This is a genomic window from Pseudomonas sp. NPDC089734, assembly GCF_044748865.1.
Classification (GTDB): Bacteria; Pseudomonadota; Gammaproteobacteria; order Pseudomonadales; family Pseudomonadaceae; genus Aquipseudomonas.
Genome location: NZ_JBIVGV010000002.1, coordinates 326669 through 351386 on the forward strand (window position 1 = coordinate 326669; position 24718 = coordinate 351386).

19 protein-coding genes are annotated in these 24718 nt (G+C 59.0%); 15 read left to right on the plus strand and 4 right to left on the minus strand.

Going from position 1 to position 24718, the window contains the following annotated elements:
* Nucleotides 1-3: 3 nt before the first annotated feature.
* From ACIPY9_RS04150 to ACIPY9_RS04175, 6 genes are all read left to right on the plus strand, one after another.
* Complete coding sequence (locus tag ACIPY9_RS04150) at nucleotides 4-3969, plus strand: amino acid adenylation domain-containing protein (RefSeq protein WP_400697230.1); 3966 nt, start codon at nucleotides 4-6, stop codon at nucleotides 3967-3969.
* 6 nt (nucleotides 3970-3975) lie between these two features.
* Nucleotides 3976-5499: a hypothetical protein gene (locus ACIPY9_RS04155; RefSeq protein WP_400697231.1), complete on the plus strand. Its 1524-nt coding sequence runs from the start codon at nucleotides 3976-3978 to the stop codon at nucleotides 5497-5499.
* The gene (locus ACIPY9_RS04160; protein WP_400697232.1) at nucleotides 5496-5978 is read left to right on the plus strand and encodes a toxin-activating lysine-acyltransferase; all 483 of its coding nucleotides are present in this window, start codon (nucleotides 5496-5498) and stop codon (nucleotides 5976-5978) included. The genes ACIPY9_RS04155 and ACIPY9_RS04160 overlap by 4 nt, the downstream gene beginning before the upstream one ends.
* The gene (locus ACIPY9_RS04165) at nucleotides 5956-6168 is read left to right on the plus strand and encodes a LuxR C-terminal-related transcriptional regulator (RefSeq protein ID WP_400697233.1); all 213 of its coding nucleotides are present in this window, start codon (nucleotides 5956-5958) and stop codon (nucleotides 6166-6168) included. Before ACIPY9_RS04160 ends, ACIPY9_RS04165 begins: the two co-directional genes overlap by 23 nt.
* A 109-nt stretch (nucleotides 6169-6277) precedes the next feature.
* Nucleotides 6278-6559 (plus strand): hypothetical protein, encoded by a 282-nt coding sequence (locus ACIPY9_RS04170; RefSeq protein WP_400697234.1) that lies wholly within the window; start codon nucleotides 6278-6280, stop codon nucleotides 6557-6559.
* Between the two features lie 2 nt (nucleotides 6560-6561).
* The gene (locus ACIPY9_RS04175) at nucleotides 6562-6822 is read left to right on the plus strand and encodes a hypothetical protein (RefSeq protein ID WP_400697236.1); all 261 of its coding nucleotides are present in this window, start codon (nucleotides 6562-6564) and stop codon (nucleotides 6820-6822) included.
* A 75-nt stretch (nucleotides 6823-6897) separates the two neighbouring features.
* Here the strand turns inward: ACIPY9_RS04175 and ACIPY9_RS04180 are convergent, their stop codons facing one another.
* Entirely contained in the window at nucleotides 6898-8481 is a 1584-nt protein-coding gene (locus ACIPY9_RS04180; RefSeq protein WP_400697238.1) for a methyl-accepting chemotaxis protein, read from the minus strand.
* Nucleotides 8482-9640: 1159 nt separating this feature from the next.
* Between ACIPY9_RS04180 and ACIPY9_RS04185 the strand changes: the two genes are divergently transcribed.
* From ACIPY9_RS04185 to ACIPY9_RS04220, 8 genes are all read left to right on the plus strand, one after another.
* Complete coding sequence (locus ACIPY9_RS04185) at nucleotides 9641-10462, plus strand: energy transducer TonB (protein WP_400697240.1); 822 nt, start codon at nucleotides 9641-9643, stop codon at nucleotides 10460-10462.
* 71 nt (nucleotides 10463-10533) lie between these two features.
* A complete protein-coding gene (locus tag ACIPY9_RS04190) occupies nucleotides 10534-11220 on the plus strand; it encodes a MotA/TolQ/ExbB proton channel family protein (protein WP_400697419.1) in 687 nt (228 codons plus the stop codon).
* Complete coding sequence (locus ACIPY9_RS04195) at nucleotides 11220-11621, plus strand: biopolymer transporter ExbD (RefSeq protein ID WP_198728112.1); 402 nt, start codon at nucleotides 11220-11222, stop codon at nucleotides 11619-11621. The genes ACIPY9_RS04190 and ACIPY9_RS04195 overlap by 1 nt, the downstream gene beginning before the upstream one ends.
* A 188-nt stretch (nucleotides 11622-11809) precedes the next feature.
* Nucleotides 11810-14533: a TonB-dependent receptor gene (locus ACIPY9_RS04200; protein ID WP_400697241.1), complete on the plus strand. Its 2724-nt coding sequence runs from the start codon at nucleotides 11810-11812 to the stop codon at nucleotides 14531-14533.
* A gap of 146 nt (nucleotides 14534-14679) precedes the next feature.
* Nucleotides 14680-16563 carry an extracellular solute-binding protein gene (locus ACIPY9_RS04205; protein WP_400697243.1) on the plus strand — a complete coding sequence of 628 codons (1884 nt, stop codon included), beginning with the start codon at nucleotides 14680-14682 and terminating at the stop codon, nucleotides 16561-16563.
* Nucleotide 16564: 1 nt separating this feature from the next.
* Complete coding sequence (locus ACIPY9_RS04210; protein WP_400697244.1) at nucleotides 16565-17632, plus strand: microcin C ABC transporter permease YejB; 1068 nt, start codon at nucleotides 16565-16567, stop codon at nucleotides 17630-17632.
* The gene (locus tag ACIPY9_RS04215) at nucleotides 17632-18654 is read left to right on the plus strand and encodes an ABC transporter permease (protein WP_400697246.1); all 1023 of its coding nucleotides are present in this window, start codon (nucleotides 17632-17634) and stop codon (nucleotides 18652-18654) included. Before ACIPY9_RS04210 ends, ACIPY9_RS04215 begins: the two co-directional genes overlap by 1 nt.
* Nucleotide 18655: 1 nt before the next feature.
* The gene (locus tag ACIPY9_RS04220; protein WP_400697247.1) at nucleotides 18656-20239 is read left to right on the plus strand and encodes an ABC transporter ATP-binding protein; all 1584 of its coding nucleotides are present in this window, start codon (nucleotides 18656-18658) and stop codon (nucleotides 20237-20239) included.
* A gap of 3 nt (nucleotides 20240-20242) precedes the next feature.
* Here the strand turns inward: ACIPY9_RS04220 and ACIPY9_RS04225 are convergent, their stop codons facing one another.
* Both ACIPY9_RS04225 and ACIPY9_RS04230 read right to left on the minus strand, forming a co-directional pair.
* Complete coding sequence (locus ACIPY9_RS04225; RefSeq protein WP_400697249.1) at nucleotides 20243-21736, minus strand: methyl-accepting chemotaxis protein; 1494 nt, start codon at nucleotides 21734-21736, stop codon at nucleotides 20243-20245.
* Nucleotides 21737-21964: 228 nt separating this feature from the next.
* Nucleotides 21965-23131 carry an AAA family ATPase gene (locus ACIPY9_RS04230; protein WP_400697251.1) on the minus strand — a complete coding sequence of 389 codons (1167 nt, stop codon included), beginning with the start codon at nucleotides 23129-23131 and terminating at the stop codon, nucleotides 21965-21967.
* A 260-nt stretch (nucleotides 23132-23391) separates the two neighbouring features.
* Here ACIPY9_RS04230 and ACIPY9_RS04235 point away from each other — a divergent pair, with 260 nt between their 5' ends.
* Nucleotides 23392-24129, plus strand: a complete 738-nt coding sequence (locus ACIPY9_RS04235; RefSeq protein ID WP_400697253.1) for a hypothetical protein — start codon at nucleotides 23392-23394, stop codon at nucleotides 24127-24129.
* Here the strand turns inward: ACIPY9_RS04235 and ACIPY9_RS04240 are convergent.
* Nucleotides 24121-24621 (minus strand): GNAT family N-acetyltransferase, encoded by a 501-nt coding sequence (locus ACIPY9_RS04240; RefSeq protein WP_400697255.1) that lies wholly within the window; start codon nucleotides 24619-24621, stop codon nucleotides 24121-24123. The genes ACIPY9_RS04235 and ACIPY9_RS04240 overlap by 9 nt on opposite strands.
* Nucleotides 24622-24718 lie beyond the last annotated feature (97 nt).

Below are 24718 nucleotides of genomic sequence, written 5' to 3' on the forward strand. Positions count from 1 at the left end.
GACATGGACTTTGTCAATCCGGCCGACGACTCATTACTCGATGCCCAGGCCGGTATCTGGTACGCCTCTCAGGCCGCACAGTCATCGGCGCTTTACATGACAGCGCAAGCACTGCGACTGCATGGCGACCTTGATATGGAACGATTACACCGCGCGATATCCTGTGCCCTGGTGGATTGCGAGGTCCTGAGCATCCGCTATATCAGCGTGCAGGGCAGACCCGTACTGGAGAAACGATCACAGGCCCCGTTGCTTGAAGTATGCGACCTGCGCGGGAAACCTGATCCCGGACAAGCCGCACAGGCAATGATCGCCGAAAGCCTGAAGTCCACTGGCGACCTGGGCAGCAACGAACTGCACGGGCATTGCCTTTACCACGTGAGCGATCACGAGGTTATCTGGCTTTCCCGCATTCATCACATTGCTTTTGACTCCTATGCCTACCACCTCCTTCACAGGCGGGCCGCAGAGCACTATCACGCGCTGATGAACGCAACCCCCGTAAAATCATGCACCTACCTCCACCTGGATGCCTTGCGTGCCGAAGACAGCGCCTATCGGTCAAGCATGCAGTACATTCTCGATCGGCACTTCTGGCTTGAACGAGGCAAGCGTTTCGTCGCCCCCACCTTTTCCGGTGCCGCCCCGTATGAGCTGTCCGGCATGCGCATTCAGGCCCAATGCCATATTCCCCGGTCACTCGCCGTAGCCCTGAAGAATTTTCACCAGCGCTCCAGAATACCGCTCGCCGATGCGTTGATTGCGCTGTTCGGCAGCTACTTTTCACGGTTCAACAATAGACAACAGATGCTGTTCGGGCTGCCGCTGATGGGGCGTCTGGATGCCAGCAGCGCCCAGGCTGCAATCACCCGCAGCAATATCCTGCCACTGGATTTCGAGCTTCCCGGAGTCGCCAGTTTTATCGATGCCTGCACCGTGGTCGGCAAAAGCCGCAAGGACGTGATTGCCCATCAGCGCTATCGCTCCGAATGGATCAGTCGAGAACTGGGACGCATCGGCGATGCCTTGCCGCTTTATGGAATAGAACTCAATATCCTCCCGTGCCTGCCCTTACCGGGCTTTACCGGACTGAGTTCATCCCTCGAGCATGTCGCAACAGGACCGGTCCGCGACCTTAACCTGCATGTGGAAGTCGGTAGCGATCTCCAGATACATACCGTCAAGCTCATTGCCAATGGCGAACGCCATACGCTCACTGACCTGAATCTGCATCTTGAGCGCATGCAGCACTGGCTCGGGCAGTTACTTGCCGCACCGGCCGTCCCCATGGCCCATCTGCCGTTTGCATGTGCAAGGGAGCGGGACCTGATCGAAACCTGGAATGCGACCGATCACCTGCTCGCGTCCGATAATATTCTCGACCTGTTCGAAAAACAGGCCAGCACCCATCCGCAACGAATTGCCGTGCTCGATGAATCCCGGCACCTGACCTATCGCGAACTTGATGAGCAGACGCAAGGCGTCGCGCACGGGCTGCAGAAAGCCCTCGGTGATGCGAGAGGCAAGGTCGTCGCGGTGATGCTTGATCGCAGCGTCGAGCTGCAAGTGGCGATGCTGGCTGTACTTCGGGCAGGGGCTGTGCTCCTGCCGCTCTCGTCACAGACACCGATGAAACGTCTGTCGCACATGCTGGAGCAAGCACAGGCGAGCCTGGTGATTGCTTCGACCAGGGATCACGATAACGTTCCCGGACACATCCTCAGGCTGCCGATAGAACAACTGCACAACGCCATCCAAGAGCCGCTCCCCCGGATCACCGGCACCGAGGCGGCCTATATTCTGTTCACTTCGGGTTCCAGCGGTGAGCCCAAGGGTGTGCAGGTCAATCATCTGGCCCTGGCCAACCGGCTGCAATGGATGCAGGCACAGTACGGACTGGAAGGTCATGATCGCGTATTGCAAAAGACCCCTGTGACCTTCGATGTGTCGATCTGGGAGTTCTTCTGGCCAATGATCAGCGGTGCCACATTGGTTATGGCTCGTGAACAGGGACATACCGACCCCGATTACCTGCTCGATTGCATCGAGCGCCATGGCATCACGACCTTGCATTTCGTGCCCTCGATGCTGGCACTGTTCGTCGATGCTCAAGAACGTCGCCAGGGCTCATCGAACCTGAGCAGGGTGTTCGCCAGCGGAGAAGCATTGCCTCGGGAACTGGCCGAACGCTTCCGGCGTTTACTGAAGGCCTCGCTGTTCAACCTGTATGGCCCCACCGAAGCGGCCATCGATGTCACCCATCATCCCGTCGACGAGCAACACACTGAGCGCACAGTGCCAATCGGTCGCCCGATCTGGAACACCCGTATCCATATTCTTGGCGAAGAGGCAGAAGCCATGCCGGTCGGGGCGATCGGCGAACTGTTCATCGAAGGTATTTGTCTGGCTGACGGTTATATCGGGCAACCAGCACTGACCGCCGAGAAGTTCATCGACAATGCCGGACAGCGCCTGTATCGCACCGGGGACCTTGCGCGTTGGTGCGCGAACGGTGAGATCGAGTTCCTGGGCCGTATCGATCATCAGGTAAAGATTCGTGGCGTGCGCATCGAGCTCGACGAAATTGCAAGCGTCCTGCTCAGGCACGAAAACATTGCCTCCGCATGTGCGGCCGTGCATGGCGACCGGCTGGTGGCCTATGCGGTCGCTTCCGGTCAGTGCAGCGAAACCATGCTGCGCGAGCATGCACGTGAATACCTTCCCGACTACATGGTGCCCCAGCGCATAGTCCTGCTCGATGAATTGCCCACGACCGGTAATGGCAAGCTTGATCGAGGCCGCCTGCCACTCCCCTCCGATGACCGGATCGAACAGGGAGTGCCGGTGGGTCTGGTGGAACAGCGGATATGTGAATATTTCACTGATGTGCTTGAGCGCCCGGGCATCGGCCCCGAACACAACTTCTTCGAGCTGGGCGGGCATTCACTGACCGCTGTCGATATGGCAGCACGAATCAACGCAGGGCTAGGCTGGAAAATCTCGATCGCGACCCTCTTTGCCCACCCGACTCCGCGAGCGCTTGCCGCACACGGCGATGGCGGGGAACTGGACATGCTTGCGTCAGCCTTGTTGTTACGGCCAGCGCCGAATGAACAGGCAGGGCTGCCGACCCTGTTCTGTATTCACCCGGCAGGTGGCATCTCCTGGTGCTACAGCGGTATCGCCCGGTTCCTCAAGACGCCTTGCCGAATCGTAGGCATACAGGCCGATGGCCTGGCCCCCGGTTCGTCCATTGCAACGTCCATGGACGCCATGGCCCGTGATTACGTCGACAGGATCTGCGCCTATCAACCCGACGGTCCCTACTGGATCATTGGCTGGTCGGTGGGCGGCATGATCGCGCATGACGTGGCAGCCCGTCTTGAAAGGCAGGGGCGGCATGTCGAGCTGTTGGCACTGATGGATGCCTATCCCAGTGACCTGTGGCGTCGCTTCGCATTCACCGAACAATCGCCACGTGAAGAAGAAAGCATGGCGCTGGCGGCCTTGTTGTTCATTGCCGGTATTCCCCTGCCCTTTGATCGCGGACTGCCATCGCTGACGATTCCCCGTGGCGAGTTTCTTGAGCGCGCCCAGGTGATCGCAATGCTTCGATGCCAGGGCAACGCTCTGGCCAGCCTGGACGATGCAACACTGGATCGGCTGATTGACGTCGTCATCAACAGTCGGCGCCTGGTTGGCGGTTCGCAACACAACGTCTTCAACGGAAACATGCTGTTCTTCACGGCTGCCCGTCCACGGGCGGAAGACTGGCTGACGCTGGAAGCATGGCGGCCTTACGTAAACGGCCGAATAACCAACCTGAACATCGATTCGGATCATCCGGGCATGGCGAGAACGGAAGCACTCAAAGCTATCGCCGGACACCTGGACAGCATTCTGGGCAAAACCAGGCCGGCCGCCGACAAGGCCACGACACCGCAACCTGGCACGTTGGTCGAAGGATAATCACAGATGCAGACACAATGGTCATTGAGCGACCTTCCGGAAAATCTCGTCCCTTTCCAGGCACGCCCTATCGACACTCAACTGATCTGGGCCGGTGCAACCTTGAAAGATGAGGTCGACTTGTCGTCGGCCTGCTCCTACGCCATCGACTCGACAGCACCCGAGGTCGAGTCGAAAACGTTCTTCGCCGAACGCTATGGCGGGAGCGGAATCGTCCAGAACGGCGGGGGTGCACGCTGTGGGTTCGATGGTCGCTATCAGGTCAAAGGCATAGGGGCCAACCCTCTGGTCGGTGTCGGAACCGATCGGCATCACTCCAATGGCGCCCTGGCCGAGGACTACGCCATCTATGAATCCATCTGGGGTGAAATCCTGGCCGTCCTGCTCCCTTACGGGGCTGTCCACTCTCTGGCTGTCTTGCGCACAGACCAATACATCAACATCGATTTTGAACGCAACAGCCGACGTGTACGCAAGGCATTGCTGGTCAGGGAACCGGTGATCCGTCCCGCGCATTTCGAGCGTGCGCCCTACTTCAAGCCACAACCGCAACTCATCGATCATATTCACCACGACCATGAGCGCGTTGGCATTGCCATCGGGAAGCTGCCCTACATGCTTCCCGAACCGAGCGAGCCATGTGTCGGCCTGAATTATCACGGGCTGGAAAAAAAATGCGCGGAAGGGTTGATCGAGCTGGCCAGACGCCAGGCCCGACAAATGGCTTTCTGCCGAACCCGCATGATCATGCTTACGACATCGCCCTCCAATGTTGCACTTGACGGTCGGTTGCTCGACTTCAACGGGGTCTTTTGCCTGTCGCCGACAGACGATCCTTACGATTTTGAGTTCAAGGTGAAATTCAACAGCCTGATCAGCGAGCCTGAAACACTGCTGCAGGGATTGCAGGATCTCTGCCTGTATCTGGGCAAGCATCTGTTCGACCGGAGCTTTTCGGAGGACTTGAAACGCCATGTGACACAGGTGTTCAACCAGGAACTCAATGTCTGCTGCGCCATGCAGCAACTGAGTCTGGCCGGCATTACGGTGACGGCCATAAAAAACGAAGAAGGTTTCAATGCCCTGTACCGCACCGCCATGTTGATCGCCCGCTTGATATCGTTCTATCACGCCCGATATGGCCGCGACGGTGGCGAACTCATGCGTCAGACCTTATCTGCACTCGTGGCCGATATCCTGTGCCCGACACGCAGCGGTCAGGCTCACGGCCCCGGCCTGGATCAGAAACTGCACGCTCAGATAAGCGCCTGCATAGCGGCATTACGCACCACACTTGGCAGCGGAGCCGTCAGCATTGCCAGCCCACTGGAACGAACCGAGCACATTGAAGCGTATATAGACAGAAAATATGGTGTGCGTACCGAGTTGCAAAAAAGACACATGTTGCAGGAGATCAGCTCGATCCTGTCGACAGAAGACAGGGGCATCGATATCCGGGCAGCGCTGCATCATCTGACGACTCGCAAGATAGCCTCTGCCCGGGCGTTGTTTGAAGGGGCGACGATATGAATCCTTATATCAAACATACCCCCTGCCCAGACCGTGACTATGGCATGTACGAGCAACTGGGCATGGCGGTCAGGTGCATGTTGTATAACAAGAATTACAGCACTTACCCCGTGTCGTGCCTGCAACAATGGACCGAATTCGCAATACAGCATGGTCAGATCTATTTCGTGTACAGCAATAACGGTTTGCCATTGGCCTACATGACATGGGCCACGCTGGCAGCCGATACGCAGGCACGACTGGTTTCTGATCCAGCGTTCAACCTGCATCCCTCGGAATGGAACGAAAAGGGGGATATCTGGATTCTGGACTTCTGTTGCAAACCCGGTTACGGGGCCTTGGCGGCCCGGGAAATACTGGCAGCAGCGCCTTGGGGGGCCGGGCCTGCACACTGGCTTTCCCGCAAGAAAAGGACTTTTACCAGCCGAACGGCTCAGTATTCTCAAGGGGGAAGCCATGTCGACGCTCAAACAGACTGAGTTGAAAAGCCGATTGACCAACCGAGAAACCCTGGTGGTCAGCCTGTTGGCCGAGGGCATGAGCAACAAGCAGATCGCCCAGAAAATCAGCATCAGTGAATATACCGTCAGGGATCACCTGAGTTCGGTATTCAAGAAAATGGAAGTTGATGGCCGCCTGGCACTTCTTGTCAAACTGGGCATTGCGTAATGGCCGTTGAAGTGAAACGCCCCCTACAGATGTAGGGTTGTATGGGGTGTAAGCGCTACCTACACTGTCGAAGCAATTAATTGGTTGATCGGATTAATAGGGAGTTGTCATGAGAGTTCTTACAGAGCAGGAAATGGATGCCGTTACCGGTGCTGACCGTGGCGATGCGGCAGTAGCAGGTGCTGTGGCCGGGGCTGGTGCCGGTGGTGCTGTAGGGGCATGGGCCGGGGCTCAGGCTGGCGCGACAGTCGGTGCCTTTGCCGGTCCGGTCGGTGCCGCAGTCGGGTTCATCGCAGGTGGCGCAGCAGGTGCGTTTGCCGGTGCTTATATTTACGACTCTTTCAGTTCACCCAGCAGCTCAAGCAGTTCGAGCAGCCAATCGGGGGCCTGACAATGCAAAGCGCACCTATGCACGTCTACCTCTTGCCGGTGCTGCTAATCATTGGCGTACTGCTTTCAGTTGCATTGCCCAGCACCAATGACCTGACCTCTCCCAAGTTTCTGATGTGCTACTCAACCTGCCTGATGACGCTTGCTGGAGGGTGCTGGTTGTCTTTCAAGAGCCAGATACCGTTTCCACTCTGGCTGGTAGCCATGATGCTGGTGATTGCCGCAGTCGGTTTGCCTTTCATCAAGCTTCATTTCAGCCAGTGAAGAAGCAGCTGAAGGCACGGTCACGGATGATAGAGGGGCTTGAGGTATCGTTGCCCCCTATCATCCGTTGTCGTTTCAGAACCTGAACCGCCCCACACTCGCCTGCAAACTGCCACCCAGCCGTGCCAGTTCGGTGCTGGACATGGCGGTTTCGCCGCTGGCAACGAAGGTCTGTTCAGAGATCACCCGCACGTTCACGACACGACGATTGATTTCATCGGCGACGATGCTCTGTTGTTCAGCGGCAGCGGCGATTTGTGTGTTCATCTGCTCCACGGTGGACACCGAGCGGCTGATGCTCATCAGTGAAGTGCCTGCGCGCCGGGTCAATTCCACGCTGCTTTCAGTCAGCGCCCGACTGCTGTCCAGAATCGAAGCCACTTTCTGTGTGCCGCTCTGCAGGCTGCTGACCAGCCCTTCGATTTCTTCTGTCGACGCCTGAGTACGCTGCGCCAGGCTGCGGACTTCGTCGGCCACCACGGCAAAACCACGACCGGCTGCGCCTGCACGGGCCGCTTCGATGGCTGCGTTCAGAGCCAGCAGGTTGGTCTGCTGGGCAACCGACTTGATCACATCCAGCACGGTACCAATCTTGTCGCTTTCACGGCTCAGTTCGCTCATGGCGTGAGTCGAGTGATTGACCTCTTCGGCCAGGCGTCCGATCTGGTCAAGGGCCTGAACCACGACCTCATCGCTTTTGCGGGTTTCTTCATGAGCCGCGATGGCGGCATTGGAAGCCTCTTCGGCATTGCGGGCCACTTCCTGCACCGTTGCGGCCATCTCGTTCATGGCGACGGCCACCTGATCCGTTTCGCTCTTCTGACTGGTGACACCGGCGCTGGTCTGCTCCGTGACAGCCGACAACTGCTCGGAGGCGCTGGCCAACTGAACCACACCGTCGCGAATGCCGCCGATCAGGTCACGCAGGCTGGCGGTCATGCGTTGCATGCTGGCTTGCAGAAGGCCCAGTTCATCCTTGCGATCCACCTGAATCTCGACACTCAAATCACCAGCGGCCACTCGTTCGGCACAGCGCAGGGTCGCCATCAGCGGCACGACAATCAGGCGGGTGATACCCCAGGCCGCCAGGGCACCGAGAAGCAGCGCAAAAGCCGTTGCACTGCCCAGCATGACTTTCGCCTGTGCCACATCCTTGTCGAGCTTGCCGTTCTGGCTGATGCGCAACTGTTTGCTGGCCTCGAAAAGATGGGCGACTTCAGCGTCCAGCCCTTCCTGGGCCGACCTGATCTTCGCGTCATCATGGGCCTGTGTGGCCTGAACGAAATCCTGGAAATGGCTGCGATAGTGCCGGGTCGCTTCAATGCCGTTGTGGACCAGCGTCAAGTCCGACGGGCTGTGGAACCTGGGCCTGATATCGACGTAATGAGCCTCAAGGTTCTCGTTTATCGTGCGCACGGTTGCCGCACGCTCCGCACTGGGTGCAAGGGTGTAATTCAGTCGGCCGATGCGCATGTCTCGCACCATTTCATTGAGCTCGGCAATCGCCGTCAGCTTGTGGCCACGCTCACGCAGGATGTCGATTTCCATCCAGCCAAAGACCGCAATCAGGGTCGTCAGCGATAACACGCTGACAAACCCAAGGGTCAATTTCGATCTGACACTGATATTGCCCAGCACACGTGCGAACCCGTTGAACATTTCAGAGCGCTCCCAGAACGGTTAAGTCGTGGTGAGTGTCCTCGGGGTCGTTCGGGTTCCATCCCATGTCGTGAATGAATCCACTGACGCTTTTGGAACAGTTCGTAAGTCATTCGGTACAAATAGACACAAGTTGGCACATTTCTTTCTAGTGGAACGCCCGTGCCAGAAACCACTGGCTTTTCTGCATTGATAGTGCTCATCCCGCACCACTCTGCAGTCAACGGATGCCACAGCGTCCATAAACGGTGCAGAGGCCCGGCCAAAAGCCGCATGTCTCTCCAGATAAGGAGATCCACTCGTGTCCCATCAGCACTCGCTGCCCCTTTTACCCCTCCTCTTGCCACGCGGCGGGACCTGTCCTTCCGTGGACGTTCTCTCGCCCTAGGCTCCCCCTTTCTCTTTTTAGTTCGCTGGCGCTCCGGGAAGTGAGTATTCACAGCCCTCTTTCTATTTTTCGACTCATGATCTTTCTTTTATCCACGGCTTATTGGCAGGTTCTAAACGAGAATAATTATTCAACTAAATGAATCGGACATCGTCCGACAATCTACAAACTAGTTTCAAATAGCCACCATTCACTAAGAGCGGGCGGACTCACTCGTCCAGCTTTTTATTTACGCCCAGGAACATGCCCTATTTCATTGAGGAGAGTGCCCACGTGAGCCCTTGATTTTCAAATGCACCAACTTGATCCGACTTATGCAAGTTTGGTGCATCCAGTTTCTGGATTCTAACGACGGCCTTTTTGATTTCGTCTGAAAAAACAGAGGGTATTCATTCGCCCTTAAGTTTCGGGTCTTACTCATTCACCAAGAACCGATCACGGTCAACTTTCTACTGGATTCGATAAAAAATTACAGGAATGCGACATGCGCTCCCGCTCAGCCATGGCAGGCCGTAAAGCGCTGTTTTCTGGCATAGCGGTTGCTTTGTAAGCATTCAGAAACACATCGATACGTTTGGACACGCGACAAGAAAAAGGACGATCAATGCCCTCTTCATAAGTTGATAAACCGTTTGTCCTCCTTGGGCCTTAGCACAACTTTCGCCCTCAGGAATCGTGCACCCTGTTAAATGTGCAGCGCTTCAGCATTTGAACATTCACCCTATGTTCAAACGGACTTTTATTGCCCTTCAACTACCCGAGGGAGCGTTAATGAATGATGCGGCAACCCTGAAGGCGGTCTCTGATCCATCGCCCGGAGAAGTTCCCACGGCATGGCAAAGTATTCCGTTTAAAGCCAATACCTCACGACCTGGCAGTCTGAATAAACCGCAGGCTTTCTTATTGATAGCCGCGTCGGTACTTATTCATGGTGCGGTCTGGTGGTACATGCAGACCGCAAAGGCCGAGCTTCCAGAAGTTGCACCCCAAGTTCCGGAAATGACAATTGAGCTGACCAGCCCTGCACCGCCAACACCGGAAGCACCACCACCGGAGCCACCTCCACCTCCGCCGCCTCCTCCGCCACCCGAGCCCGAACAGCCGGTGGAGGACCCGGACGCGGTCAAGCCACCGCCCAAACCGGTGGAAAAGCCGAAAGTCGAAAAGCCCAAACCGGTCAAGAAACCGGAGCCTGTGCAAAAACCGAGGCCGCCTGCTCCACCGACGCCACCCGCGCCCGCCGCCCCGAGTACACCGGCACCGCCGACACCTTCGCCCGCGCCTGCTGCACCAGCAGCACCGGTCAAGGAAAGCGCCGCCGTTTCAGGGCTCGCCAGCCTTGGCAATCCACCGCCCGAGTATCCGGGGCTGGCATTGCGGCGCAGTTGGGAGGGGCGCGTGATTCTGCGCATCAAGGTTCTGCCCAATGGCCGCGCGGGCAGTGTCGAGGTGACCAGGTCCAGCGGCAAACCGGTACTGGACGAAGCCGCCGTGGAAGCCGTACGCAACTGGAAGTTCATTCCAGCCAAGCGTGGTGACACGCCGATCGAAGGCTTCGCGACACAGACCATCGACTTCAAGCTTCCGGAATGATCCGGCGGATGACAACCGACAACTTTATTCAAGCTGGTGAGGTGTAAACCATGAATGCATCGCTCTCTTCCATGATTGTTCCGGCCGTACTCTGGGCCCTGATTCTGTTTTCCGTGTTGAGCTGGGCATTGCTGCTGATCAAGTCAGCGCAGTACGTGAGGCAGAAGTCCCAGAACAAACACTTCACCCAGGCCTTCTGGAGTGCGCCTGATCTGCTGACCGCAGCCGAACATGCCTCCCAATACCCGGGCGCACTGGCCCGTATCGCCAACAGCGGCTTTGAGGCGATGGCCGTCGAAGACACGCCCCGGACCACCCAACAACTGGCCCACACCATCAACCGCTCCGACCGCCTGGAACGCAACCTGCGCCAACAGATCCAGAAGGAACGACGAGCCCTGGAAAACGGCCAGGCCATTCTGGCCAGTATCGGCAGTACCGCACCGTTCATCGGCCTGTTCGGGACGGTCTGGGGCATCATGGAGGCGCTGCAAAGCATCGGCCTCACCGGTTCGGCCAGCCTTGAAGCCGTTGCAGGTCCGATCGGTCACGCACTGGTTGCCACCGGGGTCGGGATTGCCGTCGCGGTGCCAGCCGTGCTGATCTACAACTTCTTCCTTCGCCGCCTGAAGCTGGCCGTCGCCGACATGGACGATTTCGCCCATGACTTCGACTCGCTGGCCCAGCGCAGCGCCTTCGCCGTCACGCGCCAACCCATCGCGACCCGACACAACCACTCCGTTCGGGAGGCAAGCTAATGGCCTTCTCCAATCAGGACAGCGATGAAGTGCTCAGCGAAATGAACGTCACGCCGCTGGTGGATGTGATGCTCGTGCTGCTGGTGGTGTTCATCGTCACCACGCCGCTGATGACCAACGCCATCAAGGTCAACCTGCCCAAGACCGACTCGGTGGCACCTGCCGAGAAGAAAGACCCGGTCGTGGTCAGTGTCGATCAGGACGGCAAGTTCTACCTCGCCAAATCTGAAATCGCCCCCGAGCTGCTGGAAAAAAGCCTGCAGGACGAGAAGGCCAAAGACCCGGAAATCCGCGTCCAGTTACAGGCCGACACCGCCGTGAATTACGGCCAGGTGGCCAAGGCCATGGCGTCGATCGAACGATCGGGCATTACGAAGATATCCGTCATGACCTCGAAATGACATGAGGGCTTCGCCACGCGAAGCCCTCTGACCAACTCCCGTGAACACGGTCGTCCGTGGGCTGCAAAGCCCGTGGAGGGGAGCGGCTTGCTGGAAAAGAAGTGGAACGCCCGGTCGGCACAACCGCATCGGGAAAAGAGGGCTCACAAGGCCATTTCAATAACGTCTGGAATAAGTCGGAAATTACCATGCTGATGAATCTTCCCGGTTGCACCCTCAAACCAATCGCCCTGGCGGTTCGGCGCCATCCACGCGCTTTATTCTGCGCATTGGCCATGGGCATGAGTGGTGCCCAGGCGGCGGATGCCGTCGATGCGGACACCAACAGTGAAACCGTATCCTCCAGCGCCGTCGTTGCTCCCGCCACGACTCAGTTGCAACGAGTCGAGGTCACAGGCTCGGCGATCCGCAGGGTCGATGCCGAGACAGCCGTCCCCATCACCATCCTGCGGGCCGATGACCTGAAGAAACAGGGCGTGACCACCACTCAGGAAATGGTCCAGCGCATCACAGGCAGCCAGTCGATCAACAACAGCGCCGGTTCGGTCGGTGCAGGCACGGGCGGGGCGTCCTACGCTGACATGCGCGGGATTGGCGCGAACAAGACGCTGGTCCTGCTCAACGGACGCCGTCTGGCGAACAACGCCTTGTCGGGTGTCGGCACCCCCAACGGCAGTGCCATCGACCTGAACATGATCCCGTTCGCCGCCATCGACCGGGTGGAGGTACTGCGTGATGGCGCCTCTGCGCTGTACGGCACCGACGCCATCGGCGGGGTCATCAACTTCATCACCAAAAAATCCATGACCGACGGCACCCTGAGCCTGGGCGGCGAAACGCCTACCAACAGTGGCGGCGGAGCCACCAAGGACCTGAGCGCCAGCTGGGGCTTCGGTGATCTGGAGGAAGACCGCTTCAATGTCATGGGCGTCTTCAACTACAACAAGCAGCAGAACCTGGACGCCAACGACCGCTCATTCGCTCAGGACTATGTACCGGGACGCGGCCTCAACCAGACGTCCGGCACAGCCTTCCCCGGCAACTATTACCAGGGGAACAACGGCACGAACCCGCTGGCTGGCAGTAACTGCAACGGACCCAGCCTGATCGCCAGCAACGGGATCTGCCGGTTCAGCACCCGCGAATACATCGACCTGATCCCGCAGACAGAAAAGACTTCCTTCTTCGGCAAGGCCACCGGCAAGCTGGCGGACGATCACAACATAAACCTCGAGTATTTCTGGGCACGCAACAACAACCACACGGACATCGGCCCTGCGCCACTCACCGGCCTGTCGCTGGACGCATCGTCGCCCTTCTACCCCGGTAACGGCATCACGCCCTTGCCAACCGATTTCGTGCTCGACCCGACCCAACCCATCGATACTGCCTGGCGGGAGACCGCGGCCGGACCACGGGGCTCAAGCGATCAGAACACCAGCCAGCGCTTCCTGCTGAGCTTCGACGGCATGGTCAGCGGCTGGGACTACAACGTCGGTGCCTCATACAACCAGAACAAGGTCATCTCCTCCCTCACCAACGGCTATATCAGCGATGCCGCCATGATCGCCGGACTGGCCAACGGCATCATCAACCCGTTCGGCCCGCAGACAGCCGCAGGCCAGGCACTGATCGATGCCAACGAGTACCACGGCCAATATTCCAGTGCCGTGGGCCGGGTAGCGGGGATCGATGCCCGTATCAGCCGGGAAATCGGTGACTGGTTTGGTGCAGGGCCTGCCGGTCTTGCCCTGGGCGGCGAATACCGCAAGGAGAAAATGCATCAGGAGTACGAAGCCTTCGTCAACGACGTCAGCAGCCTGGGCGCAGACGCCGCCGGCAGCGTTTCGGGTGAGCGCAGCGTAAAAGCCCAGTACGCCGAATTGAACGTGCCGGTGCTCGACAGCCTTGAATTGACCGCCGCCATTCGTCACGACAAATACAGCGACTTCGGCAGCACCACCAACCCCAAATACTCGTTCCGCTTCCAGCCGTTCAGGCAACTGGTGGTCAGAGGCGCGTACAGCGAGGGCTTCCGTGCACCGTCTCTGTATGAACTCTATGCACCGCGAAGCCTGAGCTTCACTCAGGGCTACTACAACGACCCGGTCCTGTGCGCGGGTGGCACTGTACAGCCGGGCGGTAACGCCGGGCGGGATTGCGGTCAGCAATTTCTCAACAACAGCGGCGGCAATACCGACCTGGCTCCTGAAAAAGCTCGTAACGTGACCCTGGGCTTCGTCTATCAGCCGGTCAGCACCCTCTCCATGGGCCTGGATTTCTGGTGGATTCACATCTCCAACCAGATCCAGTCGTTCCCCGAATCGACCGTCTTCGATGACCCGACCACCTACGCCGACCGCTTCATCCGCAACCCCGACGGTTCGATTGCCAATATCGTGACCGGCAACGCCAACCTGGGCATCGTCAAGACCAGTGGTGTCGACGTGACGCTGGACTATCGCTTTCCGAACACGCCTTACGGCCAGTTCGGCCTGGGCATGACCGGCACCTACGTGACCCGTTATGACTACCAGAACATCATCGACGGCCCTTATACCGACAAGGTCGGGGATTTCCAGGGAGACGGTGTGATCTCCCGCTGGAAACATGTGCTGACAGGCACCTGGACACTGGGCAACTCCCGTGCGTCGCTCACCAACCGTTTCACCAGCGGCTACAACGACTATGACCGCACCACCAACGCCCGGGTCGCATCGTATGCGCTGTGGGACCTCTCGGTCGGTCACACCTTCGACAAGGTCCTGGATGTGGACGCCGGGGTCCGTAACCTGTTCGACCGCGACCCGCCGTTCTCCAATCAGGCCTACAACTTCCAGTCCGGCTATGACCCTCGCTATGCCGACCCGCTGGGCCGTACGTTGTTCGCCCGCATGACCTATCACTTCTGACGTGATGACGTGGCTCCTGCACGCTCATGAGCCATGTCCAGAGTTGCGCTTCGCCCCTCCGGCCCTACAGGTCTCATCCACCTTCCCCGGCCGGAGGTTTTTTCGCAGTGCATGTTGTATTCAGCGCAAACGAGGACAGCTCCACCATGTTGCGTACCCCCCGTTTTCTACGGCATCTGCTACTGGGCGTTGCTCTGTGCAGTGGCTGGCAGACACTGCTGGCCGCGCCGACCCACGCCTTGACGGTCTATGGCGAGGCCCCGAAATACCCGGCCGGTTTCCAGCATTTCGATTACGTCAACCCGAACGCGCCCAAGGGCGGCTCACTGAGCCGTGCGGCCGAAGAAATCGGCCAGTTCAACTACCTGAACCCTTACGTCGATCAAGGCATCAACGTGATTCAACTCGACACCTGGGTCTATTCCCCGCTGGCCTATCGTTCGCTCGATGAGCCCTACACGGTTTACGGCCTGATCGCGGAAAAAATGGAGATGGACCCGAATGGCCTCTGGATTCGTTTCTTCATCAACCCCAAGGCCCGCTTCGATGACGGTAAACCCGTCACCGCCCAGGACGTTCGCTACACCTTTGAATTGATGACCACCAAGGCCAGCTTCAGCTACCGGCCCATGTATGCAGACGTCAAGGACGTGGTCATTGAAGGGCCGCGGCAGATTCGCTTCGACTTCAAGAACAACCTCAATCGCCTGCTGGCACTGGATATCGCCAGCATGCGCATCCTCCCCGAGCATTGGTGGAAGAACCGGGACTTTGCCAATGGCGGGGGTTTCGAGGCTCCACTCGGTAATGGGCCTTACCGGGTCGCGAAGGTCGACGCCGGCCGCAGTGTGGTCTTTGAACGGGTCAAGGACTGGTGGGCCAAGGACCTGCCCGTCAGTCGCGGCCTGTATAACTTCGACACCCTGACCGTGAACTTCTACGGAGACACGGAGATTGCCCGGCAACTGCTGCAAGCCGGAACGTTCGACTACAACCGGGAGTTCTCTTCGGCGGGCTATACCGTCGGCTACAGCGGCCCGGCCATCGACGACGGACGCCTGCAGAAACACATCCTGGCCCAGCAACGCCCCGTTTCGGCCCAGGGCTTTGTCTTCAATCTGGACAACCCCGTCTTTCAGGACCGTCGCGTGCGCGAGGCGTTATCGCTGCTGTGGGACTTCGAGTGGCTGAACCGTCGGGTCATGCGCAATTTCTATGTGCGCGAGCAGAGCTATTTCCCAAAAAGCGAGATGGCCGCGACACAATTGCCGGACGCTGCCGAACTGAAGATTCTTGAGCCCCTGCGCGGCCAGATCCCGGATGAAGTGTTCACACAGGTCTATCAGCCGCCCAGAACCGACGGCAGCGGCTATATCCGTGACAAACAGTTGCAGGCCCTGAAACTGCTGGCCGAGGCCGGCTGGCATCCCCGGAACAACAAGCTGGTCAACGCGGCGGGCGAGCCGATGACGTTCAGCTTTCTCGACGGCCAGGGCGGCTTCGACCGGCTGATACTGCCGTTCAAGCGCACGCTGGCACAGATCGGCATCACCCTGAATTTCATGCGCATCGACTCGGCGCAATACATCAACCGGCTCAACGCAAGGGACTACGACATGATCGTGGTCAGCCTGCCAAAAAACGGCAACCCGCTGATCTCTCCGGGCCGCGAACTGTACAACCTGTTTGGCTCGCAAAGCGCCACGGAAGTGGGCAGTTCCAACGCCATGGTCTTGCGCAATCCGGCTGTGGATACGTTGATCGACGGCCTGGTCGCCGCCAACAGCCGCCAGGAAATGGTGCGCTACGCCCGTGCGCTGGATCGGGTCCTGCAATGGGGCTACTACATGATTCCCAACTACTACTCCAAAGGCACACCGCTGGTTTTCGCCAACCGTTTCGGTCGGCCTGAAACCGCGCCCATCTACGACACAGGCCTGGAAACCTGGTGGCAGATCAGCCCGACACCGCTGACCAATGCCCAGGCCTCGGCCCTGAAAGGCAAGACAACCGCAGCGAAGGAGCCGTGAAATGCTGGCTTATGTGATTCGACGCCTGCTGCTGATCATCCCCACGCTGCTGGCCATTCTGATTGTGAACTTCCTGATCGTGCAGGCGGCCCCCGGCGGCCCGGTCGAGCAGGCCATCGCCCGTATTCAGGGCTTCAGCCCCAACGGGGTCGGCGGCGGAGGCGGTGAGGTGGCCGCTTCCGGCACGGCAAGCCGCAGTACACGCGGGCTGGACCCGGCCCTGATCGAAGCGATCAAGGAACATTACGGCTTCGACAAACCCATGCACGAACGCCTGTGGCTGATGCTCAAAAATTATGCACAGCTGGATTTCGGCACCAGTTTCTTCCGTGGTGCCGAAGTGACGGAGTTGATTGCCCAGAAACTGCCCGTGTCGCTGTCGCTTGGCCTGTGGGCAACACTGATCACCTACCTGATCTCCATACCGCTGGGCATCCGCAAGGCCGTGCGGCATGGCAGTGCGTTCGATGTCTGGAGCAGCACGCTGGTCATCATCGGTTATGCCACTCCCGCGTTTCTGTTCGCGATCCTGCTGATCGTGGTCTTTGCAGGAGGCAGCTACCTCAGCTGGTTTCCGGCGCAAGGGCTGTTCTCGGACAACTTCGACAGCCTCGGCACCTGGGGCAAGGTGAAGGATTACCTCTGGCACCTGGTGCTGCCAGTCAGTGCGCTGGTGATCGGCGGATTTGCCACGCTGACCATCCTCACCAAGAACAGCTTCCTCAATGAAATCAGCCGCCAGTATGTGGTCACGGCACGGGCCAAGGGCCTCACGGAACATCGAGTGCTGTATGGCCATGTGTTCCGCAACGCCATGCTGCTGGTGGTTGCCGGGATTCCCCAGGCATTGATCGACGTCTTTTTTGCCGGCTCCCTGCTGATCGAAACCATCTTCGGCCTCGACGGGCTGGGACGCATGAGCTACGAGGCGGCGGTGTCGCGGGATTATCCCGTGGTGTTCGGCACGCTGTTTCTGTTCACGCTGTTCGGCCTGTTGATCAAGCTGGTGGGCGACCTGTGCTACACACTGGTCGATCCCCGCATCGATTTTTCCGCGAGGAGTGCCTGATGTTCGAGTTCTCTCCCCAGAGCAAACGCCGCATGGCGCTGTTCAAGGCCAACCGACGGGGCTGGTGGTCGCTGTGGATCTTCCTCGGCCTGATGCTGATCTGCCTGTGTGGCGAACTGATCGCCAACGACAAGCCGCTGGTTCTGAGCTACGAAGGCAATCTGTATTTCCCGGCCTTGCAGACCTACATGGAAACCGACTTCGGCGGCGAATTGCCCTTTGAGCCGGATTACTCCAGCGACTACGTCCGCCAACTGATCGCCGCCAAAAACGGCTGGATGCTGTTTGCGCCGATCCCCTTCAGCTACGACACCATCAACTACGACCTGGAAGCGCCCTCACCCAGCCCGCCCAGCAGCCGCAACTGGCTGGGCACCGATGAGCAGGCCCGGGATGTGCTGGCGCGGGTGCTGTTCGGCGCACGGATTTCCATCCTGTTCGCCCTGTTGCTGACCGCAATCAGCACCCTGATCGGCGTCTGTGCCGGAGCCATTCAGGGCTACTACGGGGGAATGACCGACCTGATCGGCCAGCGGATTCAGGAAATCTGGTCCGGTTTGCCAGTGCTGTATCTGCTGATCATTTTGTCCGGCTTCGTTTCACCGAATTTCTGGTGGTTGCTGGGCATCATGGCGCTGTTCTCCTGGCTCGCGCTGGTGGATGTGGTGCGGGCCGAATTCCTGCGTGGTCGCAGCCTGGAATACGTCAAGGCGGCCCGCGCCCTGGGCCTGACCGATGCGGCGTTGATGTGGCGACACATCCTGCCCAACGCCATGACCAGCACGTTGACGTACCTGCCCTTCATCGTAACGGGCGCCATCGCCACCCTGACCGCACTGGATTTTCTGGGGTTCGGCATGCCCGCCGGCAGCGCCTCGCTGGGCGAACTGATCGGCGAAGCCAAACGCAACCTGCAAGCGCCCTGGCTGGGGCTGACAGCCTTCGTGGTCCTGGCGTTGATTCTTTCCCTGCTGGTGTTCATCGGCGAAGCCTGCCGCGACGCCTTTGATCCTCGGAGCTGACATGCAAGAAACCCTGATTGAAATCCGCGACCTGCGTGTCGCCTTCAACGGCAACGAAGTGGTGCATGGCGTCAGCCTCGATGTCCGTCGTGGCGAATGCCTGGCACTGGTGGGTGAATCCGGCTCGGGCAAATCCGTCACGGCCCATTCGATCCTGCGCCTGTTACCGGCGAAAACCGTCAGCACACAAGGCACGATCCGCTACAACGGCGTGGATCTGGTGAGCGCCAGTGACAAGCAACTGCGCAGCCTGCGTGGCAACCGGGTGGCGATGATCTTTCAGGAGCCGATGAGTTCGCTGAACCCGTTGCATACCGTGGAGAAACAGATTGGCGAAATCCTGATCACCCACAAGGGCCTCAAGGGCAAGGCCGCCCGTGACCGAACCCTTGAACTGCTTGAACTGGTGGGCATCCGTGACCCACTCTCACGTCTCACGGCTTATCCCCATCAGCTTTCCGGCGGTCAGCGTCAGCGCATCATGATCGCCATGGCACTGGCCAACGAGCCTGACCTGCTGATTGCCGATGAACCCACCACTGCGCTGGACGTGACGGTACAGGTGAAGATCCTTGAACTGCTCAAATCCCTGCAACAGCGTCTGGGCATGTCATTGCTGCTCATCAGCCATGACCTCAACCTGGTCCGCCGGATTGCCCAGCGGGTCTGTGTGATGCGTGAGGGTCAGATCGTCGAGCAGGCGGATTGCCAAACGCTGTTCGAGAACCCGCAACACCCTTACAGCCGTCTGTTGATCAACGCCGAACCGGACGGCGAGCCAGTGCCTTCGACTCATCAACACACCCTGCTGTCGGTGCAGGACCTGAAAGTCTGGTTTCCGCTGAACAAAGGCTGGTTCAAGCGCACCCCTCACTACATCAAGGCTGTGGACGGCGTAAGTTTTGAACTGCTCAAGGGCAAGACACTGGGCATAGTCGGCGAATCCGGTTCGGGGAAATCGACACTGGGTCAGGCGATCCTGCGCCTTGTGGACTCCGAAGGCAGCATCCGCTTCGGCACCAAGGAACTGAGCCTGCACAGCCAGCACCTGATGCGCCCCTTGCGGCGTCAGTTGCAGGTGGTCTTTCAAGACCCGTTCGGCAGCCTGAGCCCACGCATGACCGTGCAACAGATCATTGCCGAGGGCTTGGTCACTCACGGGATCGGCACGCCAGCAGAACGAGAGCAGACCGTCATCCGGGTTTTACAGGAAGTCGGACTCGACCCTGCCACCCGCCATCGTTACCCCCATGAGTTTTCCGGCGGTCAGCGCCAGCGTATCTCCATTGCCCGAGCGCTGGTACTTGAGCCGGACCTGATTCTGCTGGACGAGCCCACCTCGGCGCTGGACCGCACGGTCCAGAAACAGATCGTCGCCCTGCTGCGTGACCTTCAGATTCGCCATGGTCTGACGTACCTGTTCATCAGCCATGACCTGGCCGTGGTCCATGCACTGGCGCATGACCTGATCGTCATCAAGGAAGGCAAAGTGGTCGAGCAAGGCCCGTCACGGGAGATTTTCGCCAGTCCGCAGCAACCCTATACACAAGAGTTGCTGCGGTCTTCGGGGCTGGTCTTCGCGTGAAGCCTATTTGTGGAAGGTCTGCCCCAATGCCTCAAGCCGCATGGCCAGCGGTGGCAGGCGTTGGCTGCTTTGCGCCAATACGTCGATGTTGGCGGCGGTGTCTTCGGCAATGCTTTGCACCGAACGCAGTTGATCGGCGATTTCACGGCTGGCCGTCGATTGTTCGTCAGTGGTGGCGGCAATCAGGCCGTTGAGTTGCGTGATATGACCAATGCCGTCACCCACGGCCCGCAACGATTCGGAAGCCCGCTGACTGTCCTCGACGCAACGCCCGACGCCCTCTCGGCTGTCGTGCATGGCGGCAGCGGCTTCGCGGCTGCCTTGCTGCAGGCCGTTGATGATTTCCTGGATTTCCTTGGTAGAGGATGCCGTGCGCTGCGCCAGGTTGCGCACCTCATCGGCCACGACGGCAAAGCCGCGCCCTTGCTCACCGGCACGGGCGGCCTCGATCGCGGCATTGAGCGCCAGCAGGTTGGTCTGCTCGGCAATGCTGCCGATGACATCCAGCACCTTGCCGATCTGTTCAGACTGCCCGGCCAGAGCCTGCACGGTTTCATCCGTGGTATTGATACGTTCGGCCAGCCGGGTGATCTCACTTTGCGCCCGATCGACGCTTTCGCGCCCGTGGGCCACCTGCTCGCTGGCATCACCGGCACGCTGTACAGCCTGCGCGACATGCCCGGAAATATCGTTCATGGCATCGCCCATACGCTGCATGGCGTCGGTCATGCGGGCGATTTCATTCAATTGATGCTGGGCACCGGTTTCCAGCGTACCGCTCGCGCGGGCCAGATCATGACCCAGATCGCCCAGGCCACGAGTGTCGCGCACCACGCCATCGACCAGCCCGGTGATCTGCGACAGAAAGCTCTCGAAGCGCTGGGTCAGCGACATTCTGGCGGCTCGCTCCTCTGCCCTGGCGTCGGTCGTGAGTTGCGAAGCGGTGGCGAGCATCTTGTCGAGCATGTCCTGGTTTTCAACGGCTTCGGCCTGATTCTGGATCGCCAGATACATCAGGATCACCGTTTCCACGACGACATACACGGCATGCACCATCACCATGCCCCACCCCCCGGCATGGTGCATGACATACACCGGGAAGCCCGAATGCTGAAGCGCGTGGAACACCACGTGATGAACAGCGATGACGGCAGCGGCAATCAGGATCGGCAGCCAGTCCCGGTAGAAGGTCAAGACCGCGAGAAACACGAAGATACCGAAGTGGATTTCCACCAGTCCCTGGGCCTGGTTGATATGCAGGGCGGCCATGATCATCAGCCCGACACCCACACAGCAACGCATCAATCGGGTACCGCTGATAGCGCGATACAACCCCGTCAGCACCAATGCGGTGCCACCGCCCACGACAATGGCCTGGGTAAAGGTGTCGTACCAGAATGCCAAGCCTGTCGAGTACACAAACAGCAGCCAGATCAGGCCGAGCATAATGCGATCGGCCTTGCGGTAATGCTCAAGAAAACGGGGAGCTGGAGGCATCAAATACTTCCTTATGAGAGGGCCGAACGACAGGCAGACAGCACCCTGGTTATCCCGTTGTCCGAGCAAAAGCCCGGCCAAGTCATAGGATGACTAAAAGGCACGTAAGAGAATGTGTCAATTCGATGATCTTGCGCAACTTAATACCGTCTTCATGGATAAATCCGCGCCCACCGCTGTGGGAGCGGATTTATCCGCGAAAACGGTATGTACAGGAAAACGTCCTTCTCAATCAGGCCAATGCCAGGCCGGGGCCTCCAGAGGTCGCTGGCCTTGTACTTCGGTCTGGCCCAGGGTCTTTTCCAGGACGATTTTCTGGCAGTCATCATGACGGCTCAGTTCCCGGATCAAGATACTGGAGTGAGACACCACCCACACCTGACAGCGCTCTGACACACGGATGATCAACCGTGCCAGCGCGGGTAACAAATCGACATGCAGGCTGGTTTCCGGCTCGTTCAAGACCATCATCGACGGTGGCCTCGGGGTCAGCAGTGCCGCCATCAATAACAGATAGCGCAGGGTTCCATCCGAAAGCTCGGCCGCCGTCAGCGGTCGCAGCAACCCACTCTGGTGAAGCCGCAAGCTGAACAGTCCGCCCGGGGCGGCGTCGATCTCCAGGCGGGTTCCCGGAAACGCATCGGTCAGTGCCTGCTGCAAGTCCTCCACTTCGCCCACTTCGATGATGGTCTGCAAGGCCGCCGCCAGATTCCGGCCATCGTGGTTCAGCACCGGCGTGCGGGTGCCCAGTTGCGGCTGGCGGACGGGGGCGTCTCTGTCGATGCGGAAATGGTCATAGAAACGCCAGCCTTTTATCAGCGCCCGCATGTCAGCGATTTCAGGAAAATCCCTTGAAATGCCCAGTTGCTCGAACAGGCTGTCGAACGGCTGGCCGTATTGCTGGAGGATTTCCCACTCCCGCCCCTGCCGCGCACGGATCATCGGGCCCTTACGGTCGATCAACAAGGAGGCGGGCCTGTACCACTCGCCTGCCCAGATGCATTCGCGCTTGATCTCGGGGTCCAGCATGAAGGCCGTGGGGTATGGCAAAGGCTCTGGCAACCCCAGTGAAATGGCAAAACCGAAGTCCCCGGTCGAAAACCCGAGACGCAGGCGTTTGGCCTCTCGCCGTTGCACGGCCTCGACCGGCACCTCACCGTTTTTCATGCGGCGGCTCACCACGTCCGGACCGGCCCACCAGGTCGAGTCCAGCCCACCCTCATGCGCCAGAGCCTCGATCACGCCCCCTTGAGCCGTCTCGGCCAGCAGGCGCAGCGCCTTGTAGAGGTTGGATTTGCCACTGCCGTTATCACCCGTCACAAGGTTGAGCCGTCCCAGCGGCACCACCAGATTATTGATCGAGCGATAGTTGGCCACGGCCAGTGTTTTCAACATGTGCAAGGCAGTTCCTGATTACCTGGAGGCGCACTATCACTCACCGGCCTGAACCGCTGCAACCGGTGTATCGAGCGGCGATCGAGAACTCATCGCGTATGTGCGCCAGTGCCATGCAGTGAACTGACACAATCAAACAAACCGTCTGAAAAATCGACCAGACATTTCCGAACAGCCTCTCTGCCACTGGCAAACAGCCTCTATCCCGTTTACGCTCTTTACTCTAAAGCGCAGGACGCGCAACTCAGTGAACGGATGCCATGCAAAACTCACGCAGCTCATACGAGCACCTCAGTGCCGATGAGGACGCCGCCGCGCATTATGTGCAACGCCGCCCATCGAGGCTTCCAACGTTCTACCGCAATATAGTGGCCGTGCTGATACCCGTGAGCCTGGGGGCTTATGGCGTGTTTCATTACAGCGGCACCGAGCGTGTGTTCACCGGTAAAACGGTCTATGTCCAGCCCCAGCGTCAGGCACCGGCGACCATGGCGACCGCTTCGCTTCCAGCCTCTGAGCCGCAGACCGCGCAGCCTCCAAAGCCGCTGGCCAACTGCATCGGCCCGGACAACCTCATCGACCACTCTGTCGCGACCTGTCGCTTCGGCCAGTTCCCGCAGGCGTTCCACAATACGCATGCTCAGGGCATGGTTTCCGATCAGTACATGGCGCAATACCGGTCCGATCAACAGACCTCACGGTCAGGACACACCAAGACACAAAGCGTTGAATGGGCCACAGTGCAGCAATGGGACAAGCGACTCCACTACCGTGCGGTCTGGAACATCACCGATAACCGCATCGAAGGCAGCAGTGTCTGCACGAACTGGAACAAGGGCTCGTTCGAGTACCGTGAATGCCGCAAAGGCGCGAAGGTGTATTTCCGGGATCAATGCAAAAGCTGGAGAAAGAAATGGGAGAAGACCCAGACCGACTCCAGCAAGGCTGCGCTGCAACGCTATTGCAGCGCAGACAACGGTTTCAACCCGTTAGGGTAGAAGGCGCAGCTTATAGAACTTGCTGTCCACCGCCATGATCGGAAAGCTGGCTGGCAGGCTTTCTTTGGCCACTTCGGTAAAGCCATGCTTCTCGTAGAAACGATGCGCGGCCAGGAACTTGTCCGTGGTGCCGAGGAAGATTTCACTGACGCCTTTCTTCCCCGCCCCTTCGATCAGGCAACTCAGCAAACGGGCCGCCACCCCGAACTCTCGACCGCGAAACGGCGCAGCCACGAACATCTTGCGCAACGCCGCCTGCCCTGAACCGATGTCCTTGAGGCCGATCGTGCCAATGACCTGCTCACCTTGCCTCGCAACCCAGAAATCGCCCGTACCGCTCTGGTAGAACTCGGGGATGGCCTTGAGATCAGGCTGATCTTCGGCAGTGATTGCAATGCCGAACTCTTCACGCTGGATCGGCACGATCACATCGAACACGCCTTGTTGGTCGTTTGGCTCGAAACGTTGAATCTGGATATCGGTCGCGCTCAAGACACTGCTCCTCGTCGTCATGTGCCCCAAGGAAACAATAAAACCTCGTGGGTCTGCAAGGAGGTTTCGCGGATGAATCCACTCCTACAGTGCAGGA